The following is a 13,086-nucleotide window of genomic DNA, read 5'->3' as shown; positions in this document are numbered from 1 at the left end:
GCCCGCAGCCCGTCCCGGGTCAGGGGCGGTCCCCGATGCCCGGAACCCAGCCGGACCACAGGAAGGTCCGGTACGAGACGGTCACCGGGAGTTCGAGGCCGTGCCGTGCGAGGGCGGACTCGCCGGGCTCCTCCTCGATCAGGGTGACGTCCCGGTGGAGGAGCACACCGCTCTCGGGGTCGAAGACGTACCGGTACTCGTTGGTCTGCGACCCCTCCTCGATCCGCACCTGGAAGAGCTCGCCGTCGCGGGCGAGGGGGTCCTGGGTCCGGCCGGCGTACTCGACGCCGGAGAGGCCGGAGAGCACGCGCAGGGAGGCGGCCCTCTCGTCGGCGTCCAGCGGACGGTTCTCGTAGAGGTGGTTCAGGGCGTTGACGAGGGCTCCGTCCGCTTCGGGACTGTCGGCCGGGACGTCGTCCTGCCCCCACCCGAGGAGGGCCCGCGCCAGGGCGTCCGCGTCGGTGGGCAGGTCCCGCGGGAGCACGAGGCTCTCGTGCAGGGTGCTCTCGAAGTCGTCCGACCGGTCGTCGAGGAACTCTTGGTGGTCCTCGACGTCGCCCCGGGTGTCCTCGGCCTCTCCGGCGACGCGGATCTCGCGCGTGTCACCCCCCGGCCCCTGCCAGTACTGCCAGTCGTAGGGGATGAATCCGGCGCTGCGCAGGTCGTCGTCGCTGGGCTCCTCACCGGCGAAGCTGGTGACGGTCAGCAGCTCCTGCCCGGTCGAGGAGACATGGGCGACGTCGCCGTCGCCGGGGGCGTCCTCGCCGGCCCCGGCCGACTCCGCGAGGGCGAGGAGCCGCTCCGCGCCGGGCTCGGGCGCGCCCCCGGTGACCTCGATCGGGTCCGGCGGCGCCGCGTACGCGGCGGGGATGCCCCCGGGGCCGTCGCCGGCGGTGCCGATCACGAGCGCGGCGGCGGTGGTGGCGGCGACCAGGGTCGCGGCTCCGGCGAGGACGGGGATCCGGCGCCACAGGGGGCGTCGGGCGGGTGCTGCGTCGAGCATGGCGAGGGCCTTCGTACGTGCGCGCTGGCGGTCGGGGAAGGAGGTGGTCGCCCCGGCACGGGGGTCGCTGTCGTTCAGGAGCGCGCGAAGCGCGGTGACGTCGTCCACGACGCGTCCTCTCTGTCAGGGGTGTCGGAAGCGGGTCGGACGGTGTCGTCCATGAGGGCCTGGAGCCGTCGGCGGGCGCGGTGGAGGCGGCCCCGCGCGGTCACGGGGGCGCAGCCCACCACCCGGGCCGCCTCGCGGCTGCTCAGCCCCTCCCAGGTCACGAGCATCACGAGCTCGCGGTCGGTGTCGGAGAGCCCGGCCAGCGCGGTGAGCGCCGACTGGCGCCGGATGACCTGCTCCGTGTCGTCCTGTGAGTCCCGCCAGAGCTGTTCCGGGGGAGTGGGGACCTCGCCGCGTCCGCGGATCTCCCGCAACGTGGCGAGGGTGATGCGGCGGGCGCAGGCGTACAGCCAGGGGAGCTCCCTGTCCGCGGGTACCCTGTCGCGCCGCCGCCAGGCGACGACGAACGCCTCGGAGGCGACGTCGTCGGCCAGGTCGGGGCCGACCCTGCGGCGCGCGTAGTCGTACACCGCGTCGTAGTGCCTCTCGAACACCGCGTTGAACTCCGCGTGTCCGGGCGGGTCGCCGTCGTGGCTCGTCACCATCGGCAACTCCTCTCTGTCACCCTCTTGTGTCGCCCGGGCGGTCGTTGTTCGAGGGGGAGAGGGAGAAATCGTGCGGATGGGTGTGATGTGGGACACGTAAGGGTGTCGGGGTGAGACGGGGGCGGAGGACGGTGGGGCCGGGAACCGGCGGGATCGGAGGGGCCGGTGCGGAGGCGGCAGACGCGGAGGCGGCAGGCGCGGCCCCGGGCGTGGCGGGGCGCGGGCACGCCGGAGCGGCCGGGGGAGGGACCCCCCTGGTTCAAGGAAAGCACCTGTTCACCGGTCGGGGACAGCCCCGTCCCGGTCCTGTGGACGGGGCCCGCCCCGGGTCAGCGCCCCAGCAGCTGGTCGACGGTGAGCCCGCGCAGCGACGCGTCGAGGACGCGCGCGGTGTGGGTCACCGCGACCCGCCTCCCCGCGCGCTCCATCGCCGACGCGATCTGGAGTGCGCACCCGGGGTTGCCCGACACCAGCGCGTCGGCGCCGGTGGAGGCCACGTCCCGGCCCTTGCGGTCGCCGAGTTCCCGTGCGGCGTCGGGCTTGAGCAGGTTGTAGACGCCCGCCGAACCGCAGCAGACCTCCTTGTCGGGCAGGTCGGACACGCGCAGCCCCGGAATCCCCGCGAGGAGGGCGCGGGGGGCCTGTGTGATCCCCTGGCCGTGGGAGAGGTGGCACGCGTCGTGGTACGCCGCGTGCAGCGGGAGGGGATGGCGCTCGGCCCGCGGGCCCAGGTCCACCAGGAACTCGGTGAGGTCCACGACCCTCGCCGACATGTCGCGCGCACGGCGCACCCACGCGTCGTCCGCGCCCGCCTCGGCCAGGGTGCGGTCGAAGTGCTTCATGCTGGAGCCGCATCCGGCGGAGTTGACCACGACCCGGTCGACGCGCGCCCGCTCGAACACCTCCACGAGGCGCCGGGCGAAGGCAGCGGACTCCTCCGACCGCCCGGAGTGCCCGGACAGGGCGCCGCAGCACCCCTGGGAGCGGGGGACGACCACGTCGCAGCCCTCCATCGCCAGCACGCGCGCGGTCGCGGTGTTGACCTCGGGGAAGAAGGCGCCCTGGACGCACCCCACGAGCATCCCCACCCTGGCCCGCGCCCTCCCCACCGCGGGGACCACGGGCGGGAGCGGGGGAGGGGGCGAGGACAGCGGCGGCGCGATGCGCTCCATGGCCGCCAGGGCCGGGGAGATCCGCTCCAGCAGGCCCGAGCGCCGGACGAGGGCGGACGCACCGGTGGCCCCGTAGGCCCGCAGCGGTCCGCGCATGAGGCGCAGCCTGCGCCGGTACGGGAACAGGGAGAAGATCGCCCCCCGCAGCACCCGCTCCCCCCGGGGCCGCTCGTGCTCCCTCTCCACCCTGTTCCGCGTGTGCTCGATGAGGGCGTCGTAGGCCACCCCCGACGGGCACGAGGAGACGCAGGCCAGGCACCCCAGGCAGTTGTCGAAGTGGCCGACCGCCGTCTCCGTGAGGACGTCCTCGGCGTGCATCTGGGACATCAGGTGGATGCGGCCGCGCGGCGAGTCCATCTCCTGCCCCCACAGCACGTTCGTGGGACAGGTGGGGAGGCAGAACCCGCAGTGGACGCAGTCGTTCAACAGGTCGCCGAACACCTGGTCCCGTTCGCGTGGAGCCTCCGGCGGCTGGTCGGTCACGTGCACTCCCTCAGGTTCTGGAAGGTTCGGGCGCCGGGTTCAGGCGCCGTCGGCGAAGCGTCCCGGTGCCAGGCGGCGGCCGGGGTCGAAGGAGTCCCTGACGGCCCGCATCAGCGGCAGGCCGGGGATCTCGCCCCACGGGTCCACCCCGGCTGCGTGGACGTGCGGTTCCGCCCGCAGCAGGGTGGCCGACCAGCCGGGACGGGAGCGGGCCCCCGCCACCGTGTCCGCCACGGCCCCCGCGGGCGCGCCCGGGTCGAACGAGACGAAGAGGGCGCCGCGCGGCGCCGAACCGGTGACCACCGCCCCGTGCGCGGGGCCGGCCAGGGCGCACAGCGCCTCGGCGGCCTCCGCCGACTCGGCGGGCGGCACGGACACCCGGACGACCGTGCCCTCGGAGGGGAGCAGCCCCCACCCCGCCGGCAGTTCCCGCTCCACCCGGGGATCGGGCGGCACGGCGCCCTCCCGCGGCGCGGCCCCGCGCAGGACCGAGAGCACGGTGGCGGTCCTGGCCTCCAGCCCCTCCGGCGTCCCCTCCAGTACGACGCGCAGGCAGGGGCCGTGGTGGGGGGCGGCCGGAGGCGGCGGGGCCGGGGCCGTGCGGTCGTCGTCGGTCGGGGGTGGTGGGGGGAGACGGGTGGGTGGGGTTGCGCCGGAGGCGTCGGTTGAGGGTGGTGGAGGGAGACGGGCGGGCGGGGTTGCGCCGGAGGCGTCGGTTGAGGGTGGTGGAGGGAGACGGGCGGGCCAGTGGAGCTCCACCGCCGCAGGCACGACCGTGGTCGCGCGCAGGGCCGCCGTGATCCGCTCCGCGTGAGCTCGGGAGGCCAGGGGGACGGTCACCACCCGCAGGGCGGGCGGCAGCGGATGCAGGCGGAAGGCCACCGAAGCGATCACGCCGAGGGTGCCGAGACCGCCCGTGTGCAGTTTCGCCAGGTCGTACCCGGCCACGTTCTTGACCACCCGGCCGCCGCTGCGGGCCACCACCCCGTCGGCCCGCACGACGGTCATGCCGATGACCAGGTCGCGCAGGGCCCCGGTGAGCAGGCGGCGCGGGCCGGACACTCCTGTGGCGACCATGCCGCCGACGGTTCCGCCCTCGCGCACGGGGTCGACGGACAGGCGCTGTCCGGCGGCCTCCAGCACGGCGAAGAGTTCGCAGACGGGGGTCCCGGCCCCGGCCTCGACGACGAGGTCGCCCGCGATGTGGTCGATCCACGACAGGCCGCCGGTGTCGACGACCAGGTCGGCGGAGCGCGGGACCCCGCCCCAGTCCATGGCGGTGCCGTGGCCGCGCGCGACGACGGTGAGCCCCTGCCTCCCGGACACGGCCATGATCCGGGCGAGGGCGTCGGTGTCGGCGGGCCGCGCCACGTACCCGGGGACGAGGGCGCCCACGGCGTCGTCGGCGGTCCCCCTCCGCAGGGCGCAGCCCTCGGCCTCCAGCTTCTCCGCGGGTGTCACGCGTCCTCCCTCGTCGTCGGAGCCGTCGCTCAGAACTGTTCGGCCCGCCCGGACTCCACGAGCGGGTGCACGCCCCTGCGCACGCCCGGCCGTTCGCCGCACAGCCGCGGCGTGGGGAGCAGCTTGTCCGGGTTGGCGATGCCGTCCGGGTCGAAGGACCGGCGGAACAGGTCGAACGTCGCCAGGTCGTCGGGACCGTACATGCGCGGCATCTTGCACGCCTTGTCCACGCCGACGCCGTGTTCCCCGGTGATGGAGCCGCCGTGTTCGATGCACAGGTCGAGGATGGCCCCGGAGACCTCCTCGGCCCTGTCCGCCGCGCCGGGCTCGTCGTCGTCGAACAGCACCAGGGGGTGGAGGTTGCCGTCACCGGCGTGGAAGACGTTGGCGACGCGGATACCGCTGGACTCCGACAGCTCGGTGATGCGGCGCAGCACCTCGGGCAGGGCGGTGCGGGGGACGACGCCGTCCTGGACGATGTAGGCGGGGCTGATCCTCCCCACCGCGGCGAACGCCGACTTGCGCCCCTTCCAGATGCGGGCGCGCTCCTCGGCGCCGTCGGCGGTGCGGGTCTCGAAGGAGCCCGCCTCGCCGCACAGCCGGGTGACCTCGGCGAGCTGGGCGTCCACCTCCGCCGCGGGGCCGTCCAGCTCCACGACCAGCACGGCCGCCGCGCCCTCCGGGTAGTCGCAGGCGACGGCCTTCTCGGCGGCCTCGATGGCGAGCGCGTCCATCATCTCCATGGCGGAGGGCAGCACCCCGGCGGCGATCACCGAGCTGACCGCCCGCCCGCCCGCGTCCATCGACGTGAACGCGGACAGCAGGGTCACGGTCTTCTGCGGGGCACGGGTCAGGTTGACGGTGATGCGGGTGGCGATGCCGAGCGTGCCCTCGGAGCCGACGAACGCGCCGATGAGGTCGTAGCCGGGGGCGTCGGGGCTCCGGCCGCCGAGGCTAACGAGTTCGCCGGAGGGGGTGACGATGTCGAGGCCGCGCACGTGGTTGACGGTGAACCCGTACTTGAGGCAGTGGGCGCCGCCGGAGTTCTCGGCGACGTTGCCGCCCACCGAGCACACCTGCTGGCTGGAGGGGTCGGGCGCGTAGTAGTACCCGTGGGGGGCCGCGGCGCGGGTGACGTCGAGGTTGGCCACCCCCGGCTCGACGACGGCGCACTCGTTCTCGACGTCGATCTCGATGATGCGGCGCATGCGCGAGGTGACGACCAGGACGCCCTCGGGGTGGGGGAGCGCCCCCGCGGAGAGGCCCGTGCCCGCGCCCCGCGGCACGAAGGGGACGCCGCGGTCGGAACAGAGCCGGACGACGGCGGCGACCTGCTCGGCGGTGGTGGGGAGCACGACGACGCCGGGGACGGACGTGTGGTGGGTGAGCCCGTCGCTCTCGTAGGTGCGTCTCCGGGAGGCGTCGGTCAGGACCCCGTCCCCACCGCAGATGTCGCGCAGCACGGGGACGAGGGCGGCCAGGGCCGCCGGGGTCCGTGTGACGGGTGCGGTCTCGGTCATGGCGCCTCCCGGGCTGGTCCGGAGAAGTGGGCCCGGGAGCCTTCCTCCGGCTGCGACCTCGCAAGGGGAACGTACGACCGCACCCCCTGCCGTAGCAAGGGGTGCGATGGAAACTCTCTTCCGTTTTATGGAATCAAGCCCGGGCTACGGCATGCGCTCGTAGGCCGGCAGCGTCAGGAAGTCCACGTACTCGTCGGCGAGGGCCACCTCGGAGAACAGCTCCTTGGCCTGCCGGTACAGGCTCTCGTCGTACGCCTCGCCCAGGGATTCCCGGATGGCCGCCAGCTCCTCGTCGATGAGCTGCCTGACGAGCTCGGCGGTGACCTTCTCACCGCCGTCGAGGGTGACGTCGTTGTGCAGCCACTGCCAGATCTGGGACCGGGAGATCTCGGCGGTGGCGGCGTCCTCCATGAGGTTGTGGATGGCGACCGCGCCGTTGCCGCCCATCCAGGCCGCCAGGTACTGGAGGGCGACGTTGATGTTGCCGCTCAGGCCGGCGAGGGTGACGCCGCCCGGGGTCCGGTCGACGGAGAGCAGGTCCGCGGCGGTCGCCTCGACCTCGGGACGCTGCTTGTCGATCTGGTGGGGGCGCTCGCCGAGGACGCCGTCGAAGACCTCCATGGCGACCGGGACCAGGTCGGGGTGGGCCACCCACGAACCGTCGAAACCGTCGCCGGATTCGCGGGACTTGTCGTCGCGGACCTTGGCGAAGGCGACCTCGTTCACCTCGGCGTCGCGGCGGGATGGGATGAACGCGGCCATGCCGCCGATGGCGTGGGCGCCGCGCTTGTGGCAGGTCTTGACCAGCAGTTCGGTGTAGGCGCGCATGAACGGGGCGGTCATCGTCACGGCGTTGCGCTCGGGCAGCAGGAACCGGCGGCCCCGGGTGCGGTGCGTCTTGATGATGCTGAACAGGTAGTCCCAGCGCCCCGCGTTGAGCCCCGCGGAGTGCTCCCGCAGCTCGTAGAGGATCTCCTCCATCTCGAAGGCGGCCGGGATGGTCTCGATGAGGCAGGTGGCGCGGATGGTGCCGCGCGGGATCCCCAGGCGCTCCTGGGCCAGGACGAAGATGTCGTTCCAGAGGCGGGCCTCGAGGTGGCTCTGCATCTTGGGCAGGTAGAAGTACGGCCCCTTGCCCTTGGCGATCTGCCGCCGGGCGCTGTGGAAGAGGTAGAGCGCGAAGTCGACGATGCCGCCGCTCGTCCGGCGGCCGTCGACGAGGATGTGCTTCTCGTCCAGGTGCCAGCCGCGCGGCCGCACGACCACGGTGGCGAGCTCGCCGTCCTCCTTCAGGGCGTAGGTCTTGCCCTGCGGGGAGGTGAAGTCGATCTGCCGGTCGAGGGCGTCGCGCAGGTTGAGCTGCCCGCCGATCATGTTCTCCCACAGCGGGGTGTTCGCGTCCTCGAAGTCGGCGAGCCAGACCTTCGCGCCGGAGTTGAGCGCGTTGACGGTCATCTTGCGGTCGGTGGGGCCGGTGATCTCGACCCGGCGGTCGGTGATGCCGGGCGCGGGCGGGGCGACCTGCCAGCTGTCGTCCTCGCGGATGTGCTTGGTCTCGGGGAGGAAGTCGAGGTCGGCGCCCGCGGCGATCTGCTCCTCGCGGGTCCTGCGGGCGGCGAGGAGCTCCTGGCGGCGCCCCTCGAAGGTGCGGTGGAGTTCGGCGACGAGGGCCAGGGCCTCATCCGTGAGGATCTCGTCGAACCGGTCGTGGAGGGGGCCGGTGATCTCGACCCCGTGCGTGGCGCCCATGGAAACCTTCCGCAATACGAAAATAGCTTTTGGTATGTGGAAAACGACGCTACCGTCAGTGCCTCCGCGCGGTCAACGCCGCGGTCCGCGCACATGATCGTGAAGTTTCCCGGCGTGTGAAGGTCCGGAAAACTTCCGCCCGGAAGAACGGGGCTTCTTTGGCCAGTATCGACGGAGGGTCACCGGGCGACACCGCACGGCGCAATGTCGCGTGTCGCACGGCCTGCGATAATTCAGATGCCCTGGAGGCGGCGACCTGCCACCATCGACAGGGCGCCCGCCGCGGCCCGCCCACGGGAAGAATCACGACGGCGACCGCGTTGACCCACCTGGAGGGATATGAATACAGCTGACACCCGCGGAATCTCCGAGTCCGGCCACGAGGCCGCAGGCGAGGACGTCTTCCGCGAGGCGATCACCGTCGGGGACGGGGACGACGCGACCCGTGGGGCCGAGGCCGACGGCGGAGACCGCTGGAACGAGCCGAGGAACGCTCCCGACCAGGGAGAGATGGAACTCGCCGAACGCCACGCGCTCCGTCGCGTGCAGGGGCTTTCCACCGAACTCACCGACATCACCGAGGTCGAGTACCGGTCACTGCGGCTGGAACGCGTCGTCCTCATCGGCGTGTGGACCAGCGGCACCCAGACCGACGCAGACAACTCGCTCACCGAACTCGCGGCCCTGTCCGAGACCGCCGGGGCACTCGTCCTCGAAGGGCTCACCCAGCGCCGCTCCAAGCCGGACCCGGCCACCTACGTCGGCAAGGGCAAGGCGGCCGAACTGCGCGACATCGTCGAGGCGACCGGCGCCGACACCGTCATCTGCGACGGTGAGCTCACCCCCGGCCAGCTGCGGCAGCTGGAGGACGTCGTCAAGGTCAAGGTGGTGGACCGCACCGCCCTGATCCTGGACATCTTCGCCCAGCACGCCAGCAGCAGCGAGGGCAAGGCGCAGGTCGAACTCGCCCAGCTCAGCTACCTGCTGCCGCGACTGCGCGGCTGGGGCGACTCCCTGTCCCGGCAGGCGGGCGGCTCCGGCGGCGGAGGCGCGGGCGGAGGCGTGGGCCTGCGCGGCCCCGGTGAGACCAAGATCGAGACCGACCGCCGGCGCATCAACGACAAGATGGCCAAGCTGCGCCGCCAGCTCGCCCACATGCGGACCGCGCGCGACGTCAAGCGCGACGTCCGGCGCACCCGCGAGGTGCCGTCGGTGGCCATCGCCGGGTACACCAACGCCGGCAAGTCGAGCCTGCTCAACCGGTTGACGGGGGCCGGCGTCCTGGTGGAGAACGCCCTGTTCGCCACCCTGGACCCGACCGTCCGCCAGGCGCGCACGCCCGACGGCCGCGGCTTCACCCTCAGCGACACCGTCGGGTTCGTCCGGCACCTGCCGCACCAGCTGGTGGAGGCGTTCCGCTCCACCCTGGAGGAGGTCGCCGACTCCGACCTGATCCTGCACGTGATCGACGGGTCGCACCCCGACCCCGAGAGCCAGATCCGCGCGGTCCACGAGGTGTTCGCCGACATCGAGGCCGCGGAGGTGCCCGAGCTCATCGTGGTCAACAAGGTGGACGCCGCCGACCCGGACGTGCTCAAGGTGCTGCGGACCCGCTACCCGAACATGGTCGAGGTCTCGGCCCGCACCGGCGAGGGCGTCCCCGAGCTGGTCGCGGCGCTCGCCGACGCGCTCCCCGAGCTCGCGCACGAGGTCAACGCGCTCGTCCCGTACTCGCGGGGCGACCTCATCGCCAAGGTGCACCAGGAGGGACGCATCATCAGCGAGGAGCACACCGGAGACGGAACGGCGATCCACGCCTTCGTCCCCGAGCTGCTCGCGGCGAAGCTCAACGAGTACGCGCCCAGCAGGGCCTGAGCACCGGGCGGCCCCCAGGGGGCCGCACCCGCCACCGGCTGTGACCGGGGCGCCCCGACCGGGGCGCCCCGGTTCTCGCGTGTCGGAGGCCGTCGCACGCCTGCGGGACCGGGCGGGGCCGGGGCGCGCGGTCCGGGACCGGACCGGCGGCGCAGGGGCGCCGGTGCCCTTCGTCCCGCCGCCCACTCGCGAGTTCTGCTCCGCGACGCTCGCATTCCTCCGCCAGGAGAGGTGTACACGGAGTCCGCGGATGGACTACGGTTTTGGAGCACTGGCCGCCAGCGGCCCGCTGTCCCCCGACAGCCGACTCTCCTTCCCGCTGTCACGGCACCGCGGCGGCCCCACGGCCGCCTCCTGCCGACCCTGTCGGATCGTTCCAGATACGAGGTCGTTATGTCCGCCCGTGCATCCCGCGACCGTGTACCGCACTCGCGCCGGCGGATCTGACCGACGAGGGCGGAAAACCCCATGACGGTAGTACTCCTCAGCAACATCGGTCGGCTGTGGACCGGGAACGAGATGCTCACCAAGGCCGCGCTCCTCATGGACGAGGACCGCGTGGCCTGGGTCGGGCCCGCCGCCGAGCTGCCCCAGCGCATCCCCGGAGTGGTGGACGACCTCACCGACGTCGACGACGTCGTCAACATCGGCGGCGGACTCATCACGCCCGGCCTGGTCGACGCCCACTGCCACCCGGTCTACGCGGGGGACCGCTACGCCGAGGTCAACATGTGGGCGAAGGGCGCCTCCAAGGGCGACATCTTCGCGGCGGGCGGCGGCGTCTCCACCACCGTCACCATCACCCGCGGGACCGACCCCTGGACCCTGTGCAACGCGGTCCGCGAACGCCTGCGGCACTGGGTGCTGACGGGCAGCACCACCGTCGAGGCCAAGACCGGATACCACCTCACGCGGGACGGCGAACTGGCCGACGTGCGCCTGCTGCGCTCCCTGGAGGAGGAACCGGGGATGCCGCGCCTGCACGTGACCTTCTTCCCCGCGCACGGGGTGCCGCCCGAGTTCTTCGGACGGCCCAAGGACTACGTGGCCACGGCCGCCTCGTGGCTCAGCGACGCCGCCCTGGCCGGTGCTGACGGGGTGGACGTGTACTGCGACAACGAGCAGTTCACCACCGAGGACGCCCGCCTGCTGCTGGGCGTCGGCCAGTCGGTGGGGCTGCGCACCACCCTGCACGCCTGCTCCCGCCCCCGGCACGGCGCCGTGCGGATGGCCACCGAGCTCGGCTGCTCGTCGGTGGACCTCCTGCACGAGACCGACGACCGGGACATCCTGGCACTGGCCACCACGCGGACCCCCGTGGTGGCCTGTCCGACCACGTCCCTGCACGAGCGCCGCACCCCGCCGGTACGGTCCCTGCTCGACCACGGTGTGCCGATCGGCCTGGGCACCGACCACAACCCGGGCCTGGCCGGGACCACGTCGATGCCGCTGGTGATCTCCCTCGCCATCTCCATGTTCGAGATGACCGTCCACGAGGCGCTGCACGCCGCCACCGTGGGAAGCGCCCACTCCCTGGGGCTCCGCGACCGGGGCATGCTGACGCCGGGCAGCCTGGCGGACCTGGTCCAGTGGGACGCCGACCACGAGGGCGCGTTCGCCTGGTCGATGGGCCTGAACACCCTGCGCGTCTGGCAGGGCGGCAAGACCATCCGCTGACGCCCGCTCCGGCGACCGCTCGGGGCGAACCCGGTCAGCGGACCCCTCTGGCACGGGCGATCTCGATCACGGCGCGTTCCAGCGCGTACTCGGGGTCGCGGCCGGCGCCCTTGATGAGCGCGTCGGTCTCGGCGACCACCGCCATCGCCCGTGTGACGCCCGCGGCGCTCCATCCCCGGGCCTGCTGGCGCAGCGTGCGCAGTTTCCACGGCGGCACCTTGGCGCGCTTGGCGAGATCCGCCTCGGACATCCCGCGCGGGGGCTGCGCGGCCACGGCGATGCCGCGCACCGCTCCTGCCAGGGCGCTGTTGATCAGCACCGGGGCGGTGCCCACCGCCAGCGACCAGCGCAACTGCTCCAACGCCTCGGGCAGCCGGCCCTCGACCGCGCGGTCCGCGACGCTGAACCCGGAGGCCTCCGCCTTGCCGGAGTGGTAGCGGGCCACCGCCGCGCCGTCCACCCGGCCCTCGGTGTCGGCCACCAGCTGCGTGCACGCCGCGGCGATCTCCCTCAGGTCGGTGCCCACCGCGTCCACCAGGGCCTGGGCGGCGTCCGGGGTGATCTGGCGACCGGCGGCGGTGAACTCGCCCCTGACGAACGCCACCCTCTCGGGGCCCTTCGTCGGCCCCTTGCAGTCCACGCGCTCGGCGCCCGCCTTGACCGCGGCCTGCAGCAGTGCCTTGCCCTTGTTGCCGCCCGCGTGCGTGAGCACCAGGTGGACGTCGTCGGCCGGGTCCTTCAGGTAGTCGGTGACAGTCGCCGCCAGATCCTTGACGAGGTCCTGGGACGAGCGCAGCACCACCACCCGCCGGTCGCCGAACAGGGAGGGGGAGGTGACCTCCACGACCGTGTTCGCGGTCACCTGGGAGGGCGTCAGGTCGTGGACGTCCACGCCGGGGTCGTTCTCGCGGGCCGCCGCGACGACGGCGGCGACGGCCCGGTCGACGAGGAGCTCCTCGTCGCCGACGATGATCGTGAGCGGGGCGGGTGCAGGCATACAACGAGGATGCCACGAGCCGGGGACGGTTCCCGCCCGGTTCCCGCGGCCGGTCGGCGGGGCGCCGGTCCGTCCCTCCCGGCCCCTCGCGCCACCACGTGTGGTGGGCCCGGTTCGGGACGGTTCGGAGAGGATATGTGGTCGGATGGCGACAGAAGGTACGCTTCGGTAACTGTGTGACCTCTGGGCACGTCTGTTACAGTGCACGACACATACCAGCACAGAGGGTGAGGTGTGCGAATATTCGCCTTTCCGCCCCCCTCGACATATGGTCTCCGGGACTGTCCCGGCTCCCAGGGGAGACCTGAGACCGGAAATGGCAAGGCAGCGTTGAGGGATCCCGCAATCTCGATACTGTCGGACGCCCGTCGCGTCGGTTCGCCCCGGACCGGGGGCCGCGCGCACGGGAGGCTCCCGGAGCCGGCGACGGACCGTCGTTCCGGGACCGGGGGCGGCACGCGCGCCGACCGCTCCGGAGCACCACCCCCGTTCCGGC

At 73.1% G+C, this 13,086-nt stretch carries 9 protein-coding genes; 2 read left to right on the top strand and 7 right to left on the bottom strand.

Features of this window, described 5'->3' with window-relative positions:
- Nucleotides 1-19: 19 nt before the first annotated feature.
- The 6 genes from ACIRPH_RS04210 to aceB form a co-directional block, all read right to left on the bottom strand.
- The gene (locus tag ACIRPH_RS04210; protein ID WP_402908951.1) at nt 20-1,111 is read right to left on the bottom strand and encodes a CU044_5270 family protein; all 1,092 of its coding nucleotides are present in this window, start codon (nt 1,109-1,111) and stop codon (nt 20-22) included.
- Nucleotides 1,078-1,656, bottom strand: coding sequence for an RNA polymerase sigma factor (locus tag ACIRPH_RS04205; protein WP_402908949.1), 579 nt, complete (start codon nt 1,654-1,656; stop codon nt 1,078-1,080). The genes ACIRPH_RS04210 and ACIRPH_RS04205 overlap by 34 nt, the downstream gene beginning before the upstream one ends.
- Nucleotides 1,657-1,985: 329 nt before the next feature.
- Nucleotides 1,986-3,311: a (Fe-S)-binding protein gene (locus tag ACIRPH_RS04200; protein WP_402908947.1), complete on the bottom strand. Its 1,326-nt coding sequence runs from the start codon at nt 3,309-3,311 to the stop codon at nt 1,986-1,988.
- 39 nt (nt 3,312-3,350) lie between these two features.
- Nucleotides 3,351-4,772 carry an FAD-binding oxidoreductase gene (locus ACIRPH_RS04195; RefSeq protein WP_402908945.1) on the bottom strand — a complete coding sequence of 474 codons (1,422 nt, stop codon included), beginning with the start codon at nt 4,770-4,772 and terminating at the stop codon, nt 3,351-3,353.
- Between the two features lie 29 nt (nt 4,773-4,801).
- Entirely contained in the window at nt 4,802-6,292 is a 1,491-nt protein-coding gene (locus ACIRPH_RS04190; protein ID WP_402908943.1) for an FAD-linked oxidase C-terminal domain-containing protein, read from the bottom strand.
- Between the two features lie 144 nt (nt 6,293-6,436).
- Entirely contained in the window at nt 6,437-8,041 is a 1,605-nt protein-coding gene (aceB, locus tag ACIRPH_RS04185; protein WP_402908941.1) for a malate synthase A, read from the bottom strand.
- 339 nt (nt 8,042-8,380) lie between these two features.
- On the opposite strand from aceB, the gene hflX reads away from it, so the two are divergent.
- Entirely contained in the window at nt 8,381-9,916 is a 1,536-nt protein-coding gene (gene hflX / locus ACIRPH_RS04180) for a GTPase HflX (protein WP_402908939.1), read from the top strand.
- Between the two features lie 468 nt (nt 9,917-10,384).
- Complete coding sequence (locus tag ACIRPH_RS04175; protein WP_402908937.1) at nt 10,385-11,593, top strand: amidohydrolase family protein; 1,209 nt, start codon at nt 10,385-10,387, stop codon at nt 11,591-11,593.
- A gap of 34 nt (nt 11,594-11,627) precedes the next feature.
- Here ACIRPH_RS04175 and holA read toward each other — a convergent pair whose 3' ends face one another.
- Complete coding sequence (holA, locus tag ACIRPH_RS04170) at nt 11,628-12,590, bottom strand: DNA polymerase III subunit delta (RefSeq protein ID WP_402908935.1); 963 nt, start codon at nt 12,588-12,590, stop codon at nt 11,628-11,630.
- Nucleotides 12,591-13,086: the final 496 nt, after the last annotated feature.

This window comes from Nocardiopsis sp. NPDC101807, assembly GCF_044766605.1.
Lineage (GTDB): Bacteria > Actinomycetota > Actinomycetes > Streptosporangiales > Streptosporangiaceae > Nocardiopsis > Nocardiopsis tropica.
This window is presented reverse-complemented; position numbering and strand designations above follow the sequence as displayed.

Bases quoted from the DNA above. Each gene is read 5' to 3' on its own strand.
- ACIRPH_RS04205 (WP_402908949.1), bottom strand. From the start codon at position 1,656: ATGGTGACGAGCCACGACGGCGACCCGCCCGGACACGCGGAGTTCAAC.
- ACIRPH_RS04190 (WP_402908943.1), bottom strand. From the start codon at position 6,292: ATGACCGAGACCGCACCCGTCACACGGACCCCGGCGGCCCTGGCCGCC.
- aceB (WP_402908941.1), bottom strand. From the start codon at position 8,041: ATGGGCGCCACGCACGGGGTCGAGATCACCGGCCCCCTCCACGACCGG.
- hflX (WP_402908939.1), top strand. From the start codon at position 8,381: ATGAATACAGCTGACACCCGCGGAATCTCCGAGTCCGGCCACGAGGCC.
- ACIRPH_RS04175 (WP_402908937.1), top strand. From the start codon at position 10,385: ATGACGGTAGTACTCCTCAGCAACATCGGTCGGCTGTGGACCGGGAAC.
- holA (WP_402908935.1), bottom strand. From the start codon at position 12,590: ATGCCTGCACCCGCCCCGCTCACGATCATCGTCGGCGACGAGGAGCTC.